This window comes from Pareuzebyella sediminis, from assembly GCF_008367235.1.
Lineage (GTDB): Bacteria > Bacteroidota > Bacteroidia > Flavobacteriales > Flavobacteriaceae > Pareuzebyella > Pareuzebyella sediminis.
Window position 1 is genome coordinate 313623 of record NZ_VTZS01000004.1, and the last position, 17027, is coordinate 330649.

The following is a 17027-nucleotide window of genomic DNA, read 5'->3' on the forward strand; positions in this document are numbered from 1 at the left end:
GCCAGCATAAAAATTCTAAATCTTACATAATGAAAAGATACTACGTGCTTACCCTAACCTTATTGGTATTATATAGTTGTGGTTCGACAAAAGGAGTTTTGACTGCCGATAAAACCCCTATTCTGACTTCTATAAATCTGAGCGAAGTGGTCGACGATAAGGTGGAGGTCACTGTTGACCCTGGGGCTTTCACAACCGATGAAGTAACCTTTTACATACCCAAGACCGTACCGGGCACCTATAGTATCGATAATTATGGGCAGTATATAGAGGGCCTAAAAGCCATTGATTATAAGGGTAATGAAATGACGGTTTCAAAATCGGATGACAATACGTGGAACATTTCAAATGGGAAGAATCTAGATAAGGTAGTGTATTACGTGAACGATACCTACGATACGGAGAACGAAGTCGAGTCTAAAGTATTTTCGCCGGCCGGCACCAATATTCTTGACGGAGAGAATTTTATGCTCAACCTTCACGGTTTCGTCGGTTATTTCAATAATTTGAAAGAGGTGCCCTATCAACTTACTATTACAAGGCCGATAAGTTTATTGGCAACTACTTCGTTGCCAAAAAATAATGTGGATCAACCAACCGACGGGGTCGATGTCTTCACTGCAAGTCGATACTTCGAGGTAATCGATAATCCGATTCAATATGCCAAACCCAACACCGAATCTTTTCAAATCAACGATATTACCGTTACGATTAGCGTTTATTCGCCCAATGGCATATATAACGCTGTTAGTCTGAAGGAGCGCATGGAAAAGATGATGGCCGCCCAGAAGGCTTTTTTAGGAGATATCGATGGCACCAAAAATTATAACATTTTATTGTATTTATCTACCCTAGAGCCCAACGATGCTTCAGGTTTTGGAGCATTGGAACACCATACCTCCACGGTAGTCGTATTGCCTGAGGCCATGCCCAGGGAGCGTTTAGAGCAGGCTATGGTCGATGTAGTGTCTCACGAGTTCTTTCATATTGTGACCCCATTGAACGTACACTCGAAGGAAATACAATATTTCGACTTTAATAATCCTAAAATGTCTGAGCATTTATGGATGTACGAAGGTACTACGGAATATTTTGCCAATCTTTTTCAGGTACAGCAAGGTCTGATCAGCGAGCAAGAGTTCTATGAACGAATGATGGATAAAATGAACAATGCCAAATCGTATGACGATACCATGTCTTTTACCGTGATGAGCAAAAATATTTTGAAGGAGCCGTACAAAGATAATTATGCGAATGTCTATGAAAAAGGGGCTTTGATCAACATGGCACTTGATATCGAACTTCGACGGCTAAGTAACGGGGAGAAGGGGGTGCTTTGGTTGATGAAGGAACTTTCCAAAAAGTATGGAAACGATACTCCGTTTAACGATAGCGATTTAATCGATGAAATCGTATCAATGACCTATCCAGAGATCGGTACTTTTTTTGAAACTTATGTAGTTGGGGATACTCCTATAGATTATAACGAATTTTTAGCTAAGGTCGGATTGCAAATGAAGACAGTGGAAAAACAGACCGGATATTTTTTAGATGGTGAAAACCCGTTTATAGATGTCGATCAAACCAGTGAAAATGCCATCTTCATTCGGAAGGGTATTCAGCAAAACAGCTTTTTTAAAGAGCTAGGCGCTCAAGGAGGTGACGTTATTAAAAGCATCAATGGAACACCGATAAATCTCGAAGCGATTCGACCCATCATAGGAGAAAGTTTCGGTTGGGCCCCAGATACAGAAATCAAAATGACCTTGTTGCGCAATGGCGAGGAGTTAACTGTTGAGGGAAAGGTGGGCACGCCCATGCTTGAAGTCGAGACCGTTGTTCCTGTGGAAAACGTAAGCCCAAAAGAGGCGCAAGTGCGAGAAGCATGGTTAAAAGGTTGATGTTAAAATTTAAAAAATAGGGTTTATATAGACTGCTTCATTTATTAGTAGTACAAAAGATTTGGCTCCGTAAATACTAATTTTAAGATATCTCTATCTATCATGGTCTTGTAGATCAAAACACTGCCGATTTCCGATAGATATCCTCTAGTTTTTTTCAATTCGAGTGCCAGGATAAAATTTGTAATACAAGGTCGAAGATAGGTTGCTAGCCGTACTTTATGGGAAATGGACGGTCGCCATAGGCCATTTTCCTTACAATATATTCGGGTCGTACCTTTTGATATTAATACCTGTTTAGAAGCCATAGTTTCACGTCTATCTTATGATTATTTCGACCGCAAGTCCATGACATACATATTAGGTGTACGACCTTTTATGGCCCTTATTATAGAAGTTCAAAAGAGGGTAAATATGGCACATCTATCAACGTGCTGGAACTCAGTGTTTTTTCGAAATATCCCCAATAAAAAACCGCCTAACTGAAAAGTTAGGCGGTCTTCTTGAGTTAGTTCAAAATTTAAATTATCCCAAAGCAACCCTTCTGAAACCCGTGACCTCTAAATCGGCATTGACGGATTTTACATATTGAGCAACACTCTGCTTGTTATTCTTGATGAAATCTTGGTTGACCAATGTATTGTCTTTGAAGAAACGCTTAAGTTTTCCCTTGGCAATATTATCTAACATGGCCTCAGGTTTGCCTTCTTGTCTCAATTGGTCTTTAGCGATTTCAATTTCTTTATCGATGACCGATTGATCTACACCTTCTTCGTTCAGCGCAACAGGATTCATAGCCGCGGCTTGCATGGCTATATCTTTAGCCACCACATCGGCACTATCGACAGCAGCGGAAAGACCCACAAGGGTAGCAATCTTATTTCCTGCATGAATATAACTACCCACAAATGGGGCACTTAATTTTTCAAAGCCTCCAATTTCGATTTTTTCACCGATAACCCCGGTTTGCTCGGTCAGTTTCTCTTGAACGGTCATTCCTTTAAAATCTGCAGAAAGAAAATTTTCTGTAGAATCATAGCCCAATGCAAGGTCTGCCAATTCGTTTGCCAAGGTAACAAAACTGTCATTTTTGGCAACAAAATCGGTCTCGCAGTTCAAGGAAATAATCACACCTTCGGTATTTTCTGAATTTACCTTAGCGATCGCCGCACCTTCAGATGACTCCCTATCGGCTCTTTTTGCGGCAACTTTCTGTCCTTTTTTTCGAAGTATTTCAATAGCTTTTTCGAAATCTCCTTCTGCTTCGACCAAGGCGTTTTTGCAGTCCATCATTCCTGCACCTGTAGTCTTTCTTAATTTATTTACTTCTGCGGCTGTGATTTTTGCCATTTCGATATGCTTTTTTTATTGTCTTTAGACAATGTTTCTTAATTTATTGTACGGGTCGTGATTACTCAACTCCACCTTTAACGTTGTCTTGCCATTCCTTTAACTCATCCCATTTGCCATCAGCCGCCATTTGGGCTTGTTTTGGCCAAGAGGTCGGATCAAGATGTGCCATTCTAGAACTAGATTCGGTAAGCACCTCTTTAATTTTTTCGGCGTCGGCTTCTGCTAATTTTGCGTAAGAATTGAATCCGGCACTCACGAGTGCTTCTGCCGCCTTAGGTCCGATACCTTCTATCTTGGTGAGGTCTACGTCTTCGGTGTCAATAGCAACAGCTTCCTTAGTTTTCTCAACGTCGACTTCCACTTCTGGAACTTTTGCAACTACGGGAGGCGCTTTGGTCTCTACGGTTTCAGGAGTAGGTTCTGGTGTTTCCTTGCTTTCTACCACGGGAGCCTCTTTTACTTCCTTCGATTTATCCGTATCGGCCGTTTTTTTAGCCTCTACATCTTTCGCTACTTCAGGAGCCTTTTCAACGATTTTCTTCTTTTTCTCTTTCTTTTCTTTTTTCGGCTCGTCGCTACCTTCTTTATCGGATAGTTTCTCCGATTTTCTTTCGGCCAATCCCTCGGCGACCGCTTCTGTTACCGAACTCATTATAATGTCAATAGATTTAGAAGCGTCGTCATTCGAAGGTATCAAATAGTCGACATCTCTTGGGTCTGAGTTGGTGTCGACCATCGCAAAAATGGGAATGTTCAATTTTTGGGCTTCCTTTACGGCAATATGCTCGCGCATAGTGTCTACAATAAACAAAGCTCCCGGCAAACGGGTCATTTCTGAAATGGAACCTAAGTTCTTCTCCAGTTTGGCGCGCAACCGGTTTACCTGCAAACGTTCTTTCTTGGACAGTGTATTGAACGTCCCGTCTTTTTTCATCCGATCAATGGAGGCCATTTTCTTTACGGCCTTACGAATGGTCACGAAATTGGTCAACATACCACCTGGCCATCGTTCCGTGATGTAGGGCATATTTACGTTGGCCACTTTTTCGGCCACAATGTCTTTCGCTTGTTTCTTGGTAGCGACAAAAAGAATTTTGCGTCCCGAAGCAGCAATTTTCTTGAGTGCCTCATTGGCCTCATCCAATTTTGCTACCGTTTTGTAGAGATTGATTACGTGAATCCCATTACGCTCCATATAGATGTAGGGCGCCATGTTAGGGTTCCACTTTCGTGTTAGGTGGCCGAAATGCACACCTGCTTCCAATAATTGTTTTACTTCGACTTTCGCCATATGAATTTAGTTTACGTTCTTTTGAATAGGCAATATTGAAGTGGTACTTCGCTTTTCAACAAAGAGCCTTCAATATTTAGATGCTAAACTAACGGTGCCTAATAGATATGCATCCTCAGGTCTCCCGAAAACCACCCATTTTAAGAATAGGTAGTTCTTAATTTATCCCTTTTCAAGGACTTTCAATGAACTTGGTTTCAGCCGCTTTCAAATTAAAGAGTGCGGCCGTTTGATTAATTTATGTAATAAAATATAAAACTCGATACTATCGTTTGGAGAACTGGAATTTCTTACGGGCTTTTTTCTGTCCGAATTTCTTACGCTCCACCATTCTTGGGTCGCGGGTTAGCAGACCTTCAGGTTTCAAAACAGATCTATTTTCTCCATCGACCTCGCACATAGCTCTTGATAATGCCAAGCGGATTGCCTCTGCCTGACCGGTGATTCCACCGCCGTATACATTTACCTTTACATCATAGACATCTTCGTTGCTTGTCAACGAGAAAGGTTGCTTGACTTTATATTGAAGTGTAGCTGTGGGGAAATAATCGTTCAAATCCCTTTGGTTTACCGTAATGTTCCCTTTTCCTTCCGAGACATATACACGGGCAACAGCAGTCTTTCTTCTTCCGATTTTATGAATGGTCTCCATTATTTGAATTCTTTTAGATTGATAACCGTTGGTTTTTGGGCTTCATGATTGTGTTCAGACCCTACATATACCTTGAGATTCCTGAAAAGCTCGGAACCCAATCTGTTCTTTGGAAGCATACCTTTGATTGCTTTTTCAACGATACGGCCAGGATTTTTAGCCAAAAGCTCTTTAGCCGAAGTCGAACGTTGACCTCCAGGGTATCCGGTATAGCGCAAATAGGTCTTGTCTTCCCATTTGTTGCCTGATAAATTTACTTTTTCAGCATTGATAACGATAACATTATCGCCACAATCAACATGAGGGGTGAAGTTGGGCTTGTGCTTTCCCCTCAACATTTTGGCAACTTTAGAGGCCATTCGGCCAAGGGTTTGCCCTTCTGCATCTACCAACAACCATTGCTTGTCGACTGTAGCTTTATTGGCTGAAACGGTCTTATAACTTAATGTATCCACTACGGTTACTTTTTAATTAAACACTTCAATCCCGTCAAACGGGCTGCAAATGTACATTAATTCTCTTGAAATACAAATGCTTGTTTCCGAATATTTCAGAAGTTACATAAACTTTTTTCTTGCTAGTTATTAATATGGCATTCTAAACGTTATCAAAGCTTCACAAACGATTTAGTCAGCTGATTTTTGAATTAGATTGAGTTCGGAGATATAAAGGTCTATGCCCTATTTATTCTTAGGGTTAGAATTAAAAGCAGGATATTAGAGAAAAAGTCTCCTATTATTGTCAAGTCAAAACCTAATTTTGAAAATGGGAGACGGTACAGGGGCAATATATAAGGAGACATCCGTAAAAGTGGGTAAGAATACTAATACTGTTATTTTTGCGTTTTGCTCATTAGAACTTTTAAAAGAAAAATTGGATGAAACAACTGATATGGATACCGCTTTTACTAGTGGGTCTGCTGCTTTCATGTTCAACAGATGATAAGAACAACGAAAATGAGGTGGAAAGTGAGATTGAAGGAAGTTGGGACGCTACAGCGTTGAAAATAGATTCGGGTACGGCCAGTGCCGATGCGCTTTTGGCCAAGCAAATGCTGGATTTTCTAACTGAGAATGGCTGTGTAGTGTTGTCCCTCACATTTAATCGTGATTTGACCGTAGTTGCCGACAATGCTACGGCCTATATTGAGGTTGACACTTCAAGTGGTTTCGATATTCCATGTCCAGACCAAAAGGACGCGGAGACCAGTACTTATACTTACGAGGCAGGAGTTTTGACCATAGCCGATTTGAACGGTGAACCTTTAACTTTGGAGGTGGCGATTCAAGACAATGTTATGGAAGTGGACGCCCAAGCTCTCAATATACCTAACTTCGACGAAAGCGGTACGCTGGTTTTCACAAAAAGATAGAGATCATTTACATGAGTAAAAAGTCCGTTTTGATTGATGGAAATCGAAACGGTTTTTTTATTGTTTATAGAATTTGGTACGAATATGTTGTTCTTCCGAATGTATGGTAATAATATAAGCCCCGGGTTTTATGGTAGAAATAGGAATATTGATGGCATTTCTTCGGATCTCCCAGCGGTAGGTGGCTACTATATTTCCGTAAATATCTAAAATTGAAATATCGGCTCTCGACGTATTCTTCAGCCCTAACACGTTCACGAGATTCGTAGCCGGGTTCGGAAATACTTTGACTTGGGTATTCTGAATGACCTGACTGGTTTTAGGGCTTTCGTGAGTGGAAGCACTTTGTGCCCGACCCGTAAAGGTCATTATAAGATATAGAAGTATCGTGGCAGCTGTTTTCATGGTGTCATAGCAACGTTCTATCAATAAATAGAATACTCTACGAAAGTAAGTCGATAGATACACCTAAACTAAAATATGTTGTGAAGTCCTTTATTTTGTATGTTAATGCGCTTCCAGCCAGTTTGCTCCGATACCAAGCTCTACATCCAAGGGAACAGAAAGGGTATAGGCATTTTCCATTTCACCTTTGATTAGAGGTTTTAATTCGTCGAGTTCGGGCTTATAGATATCGAAGACCAATTCATCGTGTACCTGTAACAACATTTTGCTTTTATAATGGCCTTCGGCTAGTTTTCGATGAATATTGATCATGGCGATTTTAATGATGTCGGCGGCACTGCCTTGAATGGGTGCATTTACCGCATTGCGCTCGGCGGCACTCCTGACCACTTGATTTCTTCCATTGATGTCCTTTAAATAACGGCGTCTGCCCAAAACGGTTTGTACATAACCATGTTCACGTGCATAGTCGATTTGCTCGCTGATAAAGTTCCGAAGTTTTGGATAGGTCTTATAATAGGTGTCGATAAGTTCTTTCGATTCGGATCGTGACAGGTCGGTCTGATTGCTGAGACCGAATGCGGATACGCCGTAGATGATTCCGAAATTTACGGTTTTGGCATTGCTGCGCTGTTCTCTTGTAACTTCGTCCAAGGGTACGTTGAATACCTTGGAAGCCGTAGATGCATGAATGTCTTCCCCGTTTTTGAAGGCCTCTATCATGGTGGTCTCGTCACTTAATGCCGCTATGATACGAAGCTCAATCTGTGAGTAATCGGCAGCTAACAGCACAAAATTCTCGTCTCTTGGGATGAAGGCCTTGCGCACTTGGCGCCCGCGCTCAGTCCGTATTGGGATATTCTGTAGATTCGGATTATTGCTGCTCAATCGTCCCGTAGCAGCTACCGTCTGCATATAATCGGTATGCACCCTACCAGTTGAGGGCTCCACCTGTTCGGGTAATGCATCCACATAAGTACTTTTCAATTTACTGAGTCCACGGTAATCGAGGACATTCTGTATAATCTCGTGATCCTTGGCAAGATATGACAAGACATCTTCGGCTGTGGAGTACTGCCCCGTTTTGGTTTTTTTGGGTTTGTCAACCAATTTCATCTTGTCGAACAGAATCTCACCTAATTGTTTGGGAGAACCAATGTTGAACTCCTCTCCAGCTTCTTGGTAGATTTTCTTTTCAAGGGTTTTGATGTCGTCTGTCAATTCCTTGGACAGCGAATTTAGAAAGCCTTCATCGAGTTTGATACCCTCCAATTCCATATCGGCCAATACCCTTAAAAGAGGTATTTCAATGGTGTTGAACAACGCTTCGGTTTTGGCCTCGGCGAGTTCGGGCCTGAAGTGCTGTGATAGCTGTAAGGTAATATCTGCATCTTCTACGGCATATTCGGTTTGTTGGTCCAAAGGAACTTCGCGCATGCTCAATTGGTTTTTTCCTTTCTTGCCGATAAGTTCGGTAATCGAAACCGGGGTATAGTTCAAATAGGTTTCCGAGAGTACATCCATATTATGACGCATATCGGGATTTATCAAATAATGCGCCAACATCGTGTCGAATAGTTGACCTTTTACCTGTACGTCATACGTACTTAGTACTTTTATGTCATATTTAAGATTTTGCCCGATTTTTTCGATTTCCTCCGATTCGAAAAAAGGCCTGAGTTCTTCGATAATTTTCTGAGCTTCACTTTTTTCCTTGGGGAAGGGTACATAAAACCCTTTAGAGGCCTCCCATGAGAACGCAATGCCTACCAGTTCAGCCGTGAGTGGATTGAGACCCGTTGTTTCGGTGTCAAAACAAACGGAAGTTTGTTTCATTAAAAGCTCTAGAAAAAGTTTCATGGCCATGCCGGGGGCCACATTTTGGTAGAAGTGTACGTATTCTTTTATGGTCTTTCTACTCGAACTGTCTTTAATGGTTGCGGGTGAATCGCCATCGTTTCCGAAAAGGGAAAATTGACCGCTACCGGCAGGTTGGGCATGTTTTTTTGCGGTTTCGGTACTGGTTACCTGAGTCTGTGTTTCTTCTAGGTCGCCAGAGAATATTTTAATGAATTGATCTTTTAGGCGCCTGAACTCCAATTCTTCGAAAATTTCCTGAACTTTCTCGCCATCAGGCATTGAAAGCTCATAGTCTTTAGCATCGAAAGTAACGTCGCAGTCGACGCAAATGGTGGCCAGTTTTTTAGAAAGTACCCCCAGCTCTGCATTTTCTTCGACCTTTTCCTTCATTTTGCCTTTGAGTTGATCGGTGTTGGCCAAAAGATTTTCCATAGAACCGAACTGTGCGATAAATTTTTTGGCTGTCTTGTCCCCAACTCCCGGAAGTCCTGGAATATTGTCGCTTGCGTCGCCCATCATCCCCAGATAATCGATGACCTGTTCAGGTCTTTCGACCCCAAAACGTTTTTGAACTTCAGGAATGCCCCAAATTTCTATACCGTTGCCCATACGCGCCGGTCGGTACATCAAAATATTATCGGATACCAATTGACCGAAGTCTTTGTCAGGGGTAACCATATAGACTTTATATCCTTCCTTTTCGGCTTGCTTGGCCAAGGTGCCGATGATGTCATCGGCTTCAAGACCGGATAATTCAACACATGGAATATGCATGGCCCTCAGAATATCTTGAATATAGGGTATCGCCGTTCGAATTGCATCGGGAGTCTCGTCTCGATTGGCTTTGTAGTCGGCGTACATTTCAGTGCGCTCGGTGCTGCCATCCTTGTCGAAACAAACAGCCAAATGATCGGGCTTTTCACGTTTGATCACATCGAATAGCGAGTTCATAAAGCCCATGATGGCCGAGGTGTCCATGCCTTTGGAATTGATACGTGGATTTTTGATCAAGGCATAATACCCACGAAATATAAGGGCGTAGGCATCAAGAAGAAAGAGTCGTTTTTGTTCGGACATTTTTTTATTGTTTAGCATGTTTGTTGGAAAAGTTCAAGTAAGGAAAAATGGATGAGAACCCATACTATCAAGTGCGGCCATACCTTCGCTTGGGGCGTCTTTTCCCTCCACTTTATTTCTTTGCATAAAAGCTATTGACCGGTACATTATCGTGCCCTTCTTGGGAGTACTGTCGATACGTGAAACCGGGATGTACGCAGTACCCGCCAGTTTCGCCAGCCTTGTTTATGGCCAAAAATCCAATCTGAAAATCTTTTCGACCCTTATTTTTTTGCATAATACGTTTGACCCCTTCTTCACAAGCCTCTTGGGGGCTCTTGCCTTGTCGCATAAGTTCTACAATCAAAAAACTGCCTACGGTACGTATTACTTCTTCACCCACACCAGTAGCGGTTGCGGCACCGACCTCATTGTCTACAAAGAGGCCTGCCCCGATGATGGGTGAGTCCCCCACACGGCCATTGACCTTATAGGCCATGCCGCTTGTTGTACAGGCACCTGAAAGGTTACCATTTCGGTCGATGGCCAACATGCCGATGGTATCATGGTTTTCAATATTGATCGGAGTTTTGTACTCTGATTTTTTAAGCCAATTTTTCCAGTCTTGTCTCGATTTTTCGGTGAGAAGATCAATTTTTTTAAAACCTTGTTCGTAGGCAAATTGCTCCGCACCCTTGCCGGCCAATATAATATGTGGAGTCTCTTCCATCACCTTGCGGGCTACCGAAACAGGATGTTTTATATTTTGAAGGTAAACGACGGACCCACAGTTACCGTCCTTGTCCATAATACAAGCATCTAAGGTAACATTGCCATCTCTATCGGGCCTTCCCCCATAACCCACGGTCTGATTGTTGGGGTCGGCTTCTTCGACCATTACTCCCTGTTCCACAGCATCCAAGGAATTTCCACCAGCTTCCAATACTTCCCAGGCCTTGGCCGATGCTTTTTCAAAATTCCAGGTACACACAACAATTGGAATGCTGCCTTTAGGGTTGTTACTAGTATCTTGGGCGGTAGCTGACCGACCCTGAGAGGCGATTAAAGGGGCCGAAATAAATCCTGCAGTGGCCGCGGTGGAATTTTTTAGGAACTTTCTTCTTCGCATGAATTTATGATGTTTATTTTAGGGGCTTAAATATAAGTAAATGCTGGTAGAAGTATGTGCCAATTCATTGCAATCTGCCTTAAACGCTGAAAATGCCGGAGCCTCTCGTATTGAGCTTTGTTCAGAGTTAGCGGTGGGTGGGGTGACCCCTTCCTATGGATTATTGAAAAGCGTCAAGAAAAAGATTTCCATACCTGTTCACGTACTGATTCGGCCAAGAAGTGGAGATTTTACGTATTCTGATGCCGATTTCCAGATTATGCAACAAGATATCGAACTATGTTCAGCTTTAGGTTTTGAAGGAGTGGTATCCGGAATTTTGAAAGATGATTTTACCATCGATTTGGAGCGGACCAAAGCGTTGATAGAAAGTGCGAAGGGCATGAAATTTACATTTCACCGTGCTTTTGATTGGATCAAAAATCCCATAGAAGGTGCGTTGCAACTGGAAGGCATGGGAGTGAACTATATTTTGACCTCAGGACAGCAAAAATCTGCAGCCCTAGGGATCGATTTACTAAATGAGCTGCATCGTATGACCTCGAGTTGTGAAATTATGCCAGGGGGCGGGGTCCGAATGGACAATATTCATGTTTTTGGTGAGGTGGGGTTTACCGTGGTACACCTGTCAGGAACCAAATTCGTGAAAACATTGTCTGAGCGGCCAAGGGTCGAAATGAACTCAACTTCGTTTTTGAGGGAAGATACTATAGCCTTTTCGGATGTAGAAACCATACGCGAAATTGTAAATGCAGTTAAATAAATTCTAAATGAGGGCATGTAGTCCCCATTAACGGATATCTTTACATCATGCTTCGTTGGATCATTTTTATCATTGCATATATTGCCCTAGGTCTATATACCTTGCAGGCGTTGAAGACTGCTTCACGCTATCCATGGGTACACTACCTTTTTATGGTCGTTTCTATATTGGTGCTCGGTAATTTCATTTACCAATTTACGGTGGGTGAAGAACCGGGCAGGGTACTCAGTCGTTCTAAGAGTTATGCTTTTGGATTTTTATTGACCATGCTGATATTTTTTTCCGTCACGATACTGTTTTTGTTTTCCGAAGATATCTTCCGCTTTTTCACCGGAGTGTATCATAAGGTTTTCGGAGGTACAAAGGAGTTTAGTCTGCCTCAGCGAAGGAGGTTTTTGAGTCTCATAGCCCTCGGTATCGCCGCACTTCCATTTGGGGCGCTGCTTTATGGGATGTATCGTGGAAAATACAATTTTAAGGTGTTGAAATACACATTGGAATTTGAAGATCTACCCGAAGCCTTTGATGGATACCAAATCACACAAATCTCTGATATCCACAGCGGTAGTTTTGACAATCGAAAAAAAATAGAATATGCGGTCGACTTGGTCAATCAACAAGAAAGTGACCTCTTGTTGTTTACCGGCGATATGGTCAACAACATGACCGATGAAATGCGGCCATGGGCCGAGCTTTTTACGACTTTGAAAGCGAAGGACGGTAAGTTTTCCGTTTTGGGGAATCACGATTATGGCGATTATATCCCTTGGGAAACCGAAGAGAAAAAAAGTCAAAATTTAGAAGATTTAAAAGAGCTTCAACGTGCTATGGGCTTTGATTTACTGCTCAATGAGAATCGCTACCTGTACAAAGGAAAGGATAAAATTGCCCTGATCGGTGTAGAGAATTGGGGTAGAGGCGGTTTCAAAAAGGCAGGCGACCTTAAAAAGGCAACGGCCAAAGTAGCCGAAGACGACTTTAAAATATTGATGAGCCACGATCCGTCGCACTGGGAAGATGTGGTACTCAAAGATAAAGTACATTATCATTTGACTCTAAGTGGTCATACCCATGGTATGCAATTTGGAATCGAGATTCCGGGCTGGGTGAAATGGAGTCCCATCAAATGGCGTTACAGGTATTGGGCAGGTATCTATAAAGAACTCGGACAGTTTATTAATGTCAATCGGGGCTTTGGGTTTTTAGGATACCCTGGAAGAGTAGGGATCTGGCCAGAAATAAGTGTAATAACGCTTAAGAAGAAACCCTTAACATGATTTTAACGCGGGGTACATTCTTTATCAATGGGGGTATATACACTGATTTAACATTTTTTACTACATTTGGCGCGTAACCCAATGATTTACGTATGTCAAAGTTTGGTGAGCTTATCGATTTGAAAGTCCCCGTATTGTTGGATTTTTATGCGGAATGGAACGAACAATCCACCGCTATGCATCCTGTACTTCGCGATGTGGCGGCTGCTTTGGGAGATAAGGGCAAAGTAATCAAAATCGATGTTGACAAGAACAAGGAGCTTTCTCAAGCACTTCGTATCAAAGGACTACCTACACTTATGATTTATAAAAAGGGTGAAATGGTATGGCGACAAAGTGGCGAGCAAGATGCCAATACACTCATCGGTATCCTTAAGGAGTACCTCTAGGCAACAGTAATTTTAGGGATTCTTTACAGAGACTTATCGCAGCTACTTTTTTCCTTTTGCTCTTTGCGGAAGTTATCCTTCTAATTGCATTGGATTTGAAGGTTTTATGCCGTTCATCATTAGACTTTTCACATATTCTGTTGCAATCAATTGCGAGGAGGTACCCCGACCGTATCCAATAATTCTTCTTCCGTGGTAGTGACATCGATGGCCGTCGTATCTGAAACGGGAGCGGTATCTTGTAAATCTCGATCTTCCCCTAGAACTGGGGGTTCTTCATCGAGTATATCATCTTTATAGAAGTGCTGGAACTTATCAATATATTCATTGAAGATCAAAGTCTCTTTTTCGGCTTTTTCTCTATCGTTGTTGGTGATTAAAATATCGATATTTCTGCGGTATCCCTCCATATCGGCAATAATCTCGTCGATTTTGTCATACTGCTGATCTAAAGGTACATCGGCATAGTATTCAAGACGATCCTGGTATATATACTTTAATTTCTCAAATAGCTCACGGGCTTTCGTGGTTTCGCCCACTTTATAATAGCCATCTACAAAAGGTTCGACAAAGGTATAGTAGTCGTAATATTCAACGGGCAAGTTTTTCATGGCCATATCGATGATATCCTTTGCCTTTTCGATTTTATCTTCTTCAATCAGTTTTTCAACAAGACGGGCCAGATTGCTACGATATGACAAACCTTGTATTCGAGTCTGGGGATCATGATAAATATCAGGACTCCCTGAATTGCCCCAATACCAGTTCGTAACAATATCGTACATGAGATCGGTATCTATTCTCCCCATTTCAAAGGAGTTCCTACGCTCGGTTTTTATAGGCACTAGTTTATAGGCCATTCCATCGAGCTGTAAATAATCCTTCATCCAAAGAAACTCGGCATCGTCAAAACTTCCTCCTGAAAAATAAAGGGGGCGTTTCCAATCATTGTTGGCCAGAATATCAAGCATCATCATGCTCTTTTTGGTAATCGCACTTTGAGGAAGTTCGATATCGATATAATCAACGATGTCTGCGCTATCTTTTGCCTTTACCAAGCCGCTTTCCAGCACATTCTTTTTGTTGACAGGCACCCGAATGTGATTCGTCGGGTAGTACACTATATTTTGACTACTTTCGGAATAAGCATCGATATCGACATTTTCTTGTCGTTCAAGTATAAATTTAAGCTTGGTCTGTGGTTCGTCGCTATCGACCCATTTGATAAAATCTTTGACCGACCATCGATTCTCTGAAATCTTTTTATTGAAAAGTGGATCTACGTTCTGATAGTATAATACATCCCGCGTACCAAAGCGGTATTTCTCGTGTGGAATCTGTGATGGAATTGGGTCACTTTCGTACGCTTTCCTTTTCATTTGATCGATATACCAGTCCGTTTCAAAAAGGCTAGTACAAACGATGCGCACATCGGTACGATATCCTTCTATTTCTTGGGCATACCAAAGAGGAAAGGTGTCATTGTCGCCAATGGTGAACAAAATGGCACCAGCGTCTTCTTGACAAGAATCAAGGTAGGCCTTTGCCGAGGCATTTGCCGTAAAACGGTTCGATCTGTCATGATCATCCCAATTCTGAACGGCCATTACGGTTGGTACGGCCAATAAACAAATAAGTGTAACCAATGGAGCCAATATCTTCGGGCTTAAAAACTTTTTGAATTCATCAAAAAGCCCATAGACCCCTAGTCCGATCCATATAGAAAATACATAGAAAGAACCAACGAGCGAGTAATCCCTTTCACGGGGCTGAAAAATATAGGGGTTCGTGTAGAACTGAATGGCCAGACCGGTAAATAGAAAGAAAACTAACAGGACCCAAAATTGTTTTGGATTTCGAGATACTTGAAATAGAATGCCGACAATGCCCAAAAGCAGAGGGAGAAAGAAATAGGTATTTCTAGATTTGTCGTTCTTTATTTCATCGGGCAGGTTGTCTTGGCTTCCCAAACGCATGCTATCAATAAAACCAATACCGCTCAACCACTCTCCTTGGCCATTATATCGACCCTGTACATCACTGGTTTTTCCGGAAAAATTCCACATAAAATACCGCCAATACATATACCCGAACTGAAACTGGGCCATGTATTTGATGTTCTGCCAGATTGTGGGCGGTTCGACCTCAAGATATCTATCGAACCTTTTGAGAAAACTGATATATTGCTCCGCATCGATTTCACCGTTGGCAAAGCCTTCCTTAATTTGTTTGGCCGCCTGCCTCAATTCTTCATTTTGTTGCCGTAGTTTAAAATCCAACGGTCCGAAATAGCGCATATAATTTTCCGCATGTTGGCTGCTCCACATCCGGGGTAGTATCCCTATATGTTTGGGGTCATCCCCTGGTATGGCTCCTTTATAATCATTGACGATTACGTACTTTCCTAGTTCCTCATCTTTTTCATACTTAGGAGCTTCGTCCTTATCTTCTCCTGCGTTCCCGAAAAGATTAGAGTAGTATGTGCCATATACAGGGCTATCGACTCCGGGGTACTGTTCACGATTGTAATAGGCCAACAGGGCCCGTGCATCTTCGGGATTGTTTTCATTGATGACTACCCGTGCGTTCGCGCGAATAGGTAGCATAAGCCAAGAGGAAAATCCTAAAAAAAGGAACATAAGGCATAACACAATGGTATTTGCCGTAATATAGTTGTGTTTTCTGGTGTAGCTTAGACCGAAATAGAAGGCCCCTATAAAGATGAGCCCCATTATGATGGTTCCTGAATTAAAGGGAAGCCCTACACTATTAATAAAAAAGACTTCGCTCCATCCAAATAAATTCAATACATAGGTCAAGGAGAATTTATAGACCAACATCAAAATCGCAATGACGATTATGTTGGCCAAAAGAAAGTTTTTGACGGTTGTCTTTTTATAGGTCTTAAAATAATAGAGTAATCCGATGGAAGGAATGGCCAAAAAACCCATGAATTGAATACCGAAAGTCAGGCCAATTACGAAAGAGATGAGTACGATCCATCGATCTCCCCGAGGGTTTTCCAGGTCATCTACCCATTTTAGGCCCAGCCACAACAAAAGAGCCATGATCAGGCTGGCCATTGCATATACTTCGGTTTCAACGGCATTGAACCAGAAGCTGTCGGAAAATGTGAACGCGAGGGAACCTACCAGTCCGCTTCCGAGTATGGCGATCGCTTTACTGTTGGTAATGACATCAACTTTATTCAGAACCAATTTACGTACGAGGTTGGTAATCGTCCAAAATGTAAATAAAATAGTAAAAGCGCTCGATACGCCAGAGACATAATTCACCATACGGGCCACTTGACTCGGTTCAAAGGCAAACATGGAAAAAAAGGCACCGATCATTTGCAATAAAGGAGCCCCTGGTGGATGGCCTACTTGAAGTTTGGCGGAAGTTGCGATATACTCACCAGCATCCCAAAAACTATTGGTGGGTTCGACGGTAATGGCATAAACGATAATGGCAATAAAAAATACGGACCACCCCAAAAGGGTGTCCCATTTCTCGAAGTTCTTTGCAAACATGTACTCAGTAGTTTAACCGATGCCGCGAATTTACTAATTAAAATAG

Annotated in this window: 13 protein-coding genes; 5 read left to right on the forward strand and 8 right to left on the reverse strand. The window is 42.1% G+C overall.

Annotated features, from left to right (window positions below):
• Window positions 1-29 precede the first annotated feature (29 nt).
• Window positions 30-1901 (forward strand): M61 family metallopeptidase, encoded by a 1872-nt coding sequence (locus F2B13_RS15505; protein WP_149276699.1) that lies wholly within the window; start codon window positions 30-32, stop codon window positions 1899-1901.
• Window positions 1902-2426: 525 nt separating this feature from the next.
• On the opposite strand, the gene tsf is transcribed toward F2B13_RS15505, so the two are convergent.
• From tsf to rplM, 4 genes are all read right to left on the reverse strand, one after another.
• Window positions 2427-3251, reverse strand: a complete 825-nt coding sequence (gene tsf / locus F2B13_RS15510) for a translation elongation factor Ts (protein ID WP_149276700.1) — start codon at window positions 3249-3251, stop codon at window positions 2427-2429.
• A 61-nt stretch (window positions 3252-3312) separates the two neighbouring features.
• Window positions 3313-4545 (reverse strand): 30S ribosomal protein S2, encoded by a 1233-nt coding sequence (rpsB, locus tag F2B13_RS15515; protein WP_149276701.1) that lies wholly within the window; start codon window positions 4543-4545, stop codon window positions 3313-3315.
• A gap of 265 nt (window positions 4546-4810) precedes the next feature.
• Entirely contained in the window at window positions 4811-5197 is a 387-nt protein-coding gene (rpsI, locus tag F2B13_RS15520) for a 30S ribosomal protein S9 (protein ID WP_149276702.1), read from the reverse strand.
• The gene (gene rplM, locus F2B13_RS15525; protein WP_149276703.1) at window positions 5197-5652 is read right to left on the reverse strand and encodes a 50S ribosomal protein L13; all 456 of its coding nucleotides are present in this window, start codon (window positions 5650-5652) and stop codon (window positions 5197-5199) included. Before rplM ends, rpsI begins: the two co-directional genes overlap by 1 nt.
• Before the next feature lie 422 nt (window positions 5653-6074).
• On the opposite strand from rplM, the gene F2B13_RS15530 reads away from it, so the two are divergent.
• Window positions 6075-6569 (forward strand): hypothetical protein, encoded by a 495-nt coding sequence (locus F2B13_RS15530; protein ID WP_149276704.1) that lies wholly within the window; start codon window positions 6075-6077, stop codon window positions 6567-6569.
• Window positions 6570-6626: 57 nt separating this feature from the next.
• On the opposite strand, the gene F2B13_RS15535 is transcribed toward F2B13_RS15530, so the two are convergent.
• The 3 genes from F2B13_RS15535 to F2B13_RS15545 all read right to left on the reverse strand — a co-directional run bounded on the left by F2B13_RS15535 (window position 6627) and on the right by F2B13_RS15545 (window position 11019).
• On the reverse strand, window positions 6627-6974 hold the full coding sequence (locus F2B13_RS15535) for a T9SS type A sorting domain-containing protein (RefSeq protein ID WP_149304621.1): 348 nt from the start codon (window positions 6972-6974) through the stop codon (window positions 6627-6629).
• 102 nt (window positions 6975-7076) lie between these two features.
• Window positions 7077-9911, reverse strand: coding sequence for a DNA polymerase I (gene polA, locus F2B13_RS15540; RefSeq protein ID WP_149276706.1), 2835 nt, complete (start codon window positions 9909-9911; stop codon window positions 7077-7079).
• A gap of 112 nt (window positions 9912-10023) precedes the next feature.
• Entirely contained in the window at window positions 10024-11019 is a 996-nt protein-coding gene (locus F2B13_RS15545; RefSeq protein ID WP_149304622.1) for an isoaspartyl peptidase/L-asparaginase family protein, read from the reverse strand.
• A 40-nt stretch (window positions 11020-11059) separates the two neighbouring features.
• On the opposite strand from F2B13_RS15545, the gene F2B13_RS15550 reads away from it, so the two are divergent.
• The 3 genes from F2B13_RS15550 to F2B13_RS15560 all read left to right on the forward strand — a co-directional run bounded on the left by F2B13_RS15550 (window position 11060) and on the right by F2B13_RS15560 (window position 13448).
• Complete coding sequence (locus F2B13_RS15550; RefSeq protein WP_149304623.1) at window positions 11060-11782, forward strand: copper homeostasis protein CutC; 723 nt, start codon at window positions 11060-11062, stop codon at window positions 11780-11782.
• A gap of 47 nt (window positions 11783-11829) precedes the next feature.
• Window positions 11830-13059 (forward strand): metallophosphoesterase, encoded by a 1230-nt coding sequence (locus F2B13_RS15555; protein ID WP_149304624.1) that lies wholly within the window; start codon window positions 11830-11832, stop codon window positions 13057-13059.
• Between the two features lie 92 nt (window positions 13060-13151).
• Window positions 13152-13448, forward strand: coding sequence for a thioredoxin family protein (locus tag F2B13_RS15560; RefSeq protein ID WP_149276710.1), 297 nt, complete (start codon window positions 13152-13154; stop codon window positions 13446-13448).
• Between the two features lie 146 nt (window positions 13449-13594).
• On the opposite strand, the gene F2B13_RS15565 is transcribed toward F2B13_RS15560, so the two are convergent.
• A complete protein-coding gene (locus F2B13_RS15565) occupies window positions 13595-16981 on the reverse strand; it encodes a DUF2723 domain-containing protein (RefSeq protein ID WP_149304625.1) in 3387 nt (1128 codons plus the stop codon).
• Window positions 16982-17027 lie beyond the last annotated feature (46 nt).

Excerpts from the sequence above, each read along its gene's own strand:
- rpsB (WP_149276701.1), bottom strand. The coding sequence starts at position 4,545 with ATGGCGAAAGTCGAAGTAAAACAATTATTGGAAGCAGGTGTGCATTTC.
- F2B13_RS15565 (WP_149304625.1), bottom strand. The coding sequence starts at position 16,981 with ATGTTTGCAAAGAACTTCGAGAAATGGGACACCCTTTTGGGGTGGTCC.
- F2B13_RS15535 (WP_149304621.1), bottom strand. The coding sequence starts at position 6,974 with ATGAAAACAGCTGCCACGATACTTCTATATCTTATAATGACCTTTACG.
- F2B13_RS15545 (WP_149304622.1), bottom strand. The coding sequence starts at position 11,019 with ATGCGAAGAAGAAAGTTCCTAAAAAATTCCACCGCGGCCACTGCAGGA.
- F2B13_RS15550 (WP_149304623.1), top strand. The coding sequence starts at position 11,060 with ATGCTGGTAGAAGTATGTGCCAATTCATTGCAATCTGCCTTAAACGCT.
- F2B13_RS15560 (WP_149276710.1), top strand. The coding sequence starts at position 13,152 with ATGTCAAAGTTTGGTGAGCTTATCGATTTGAAAGTCCCCGTATTGTTG.
- polA (WP_149276706.1), bottom strand. The coding sequence starts at position 9,911 with ATGTCCGAACAAAAACGACTCTTTCTTCTTGATGCCTACGCCCTTATA.
- rpsI (WP_149276702.1), bottom strand. The coding sequence starts at position 5,197 with ATGGAGACCATTCATAAAATCGGAAGAAGAAAGACTGCTGTTGCCCGT.
- F2B13_RS15555 (WP_149304624.1), top strand. The coding sequence starts at position 11,830 with ATGCTTCGTTGGATCATTTTTATCATTGCATATATTGCCCTAGGTCTA.
- tsf (WP_149276700.1), bottom strand. The coding sequence starts at position 3,251 with ATGGCAAAAATCACAGCCGCAGAAGTAAATAAATTAAGAAAGACTACA.
- F2B13_RS15505 (WP_149276699.1), top strand. The coding sequence starts at position 30 with ATGAAAAGATACTACGTGCTTACCCTAACCTTATTGGTATTATATAGT.
- F2B13_RS15530 (WP_149276704.1), top strand. The coding sequence starts at position 6,075 with ATGAAACAACTGATATGGATACCGCTTTTACTAGTGGGTCTGCTGCTT.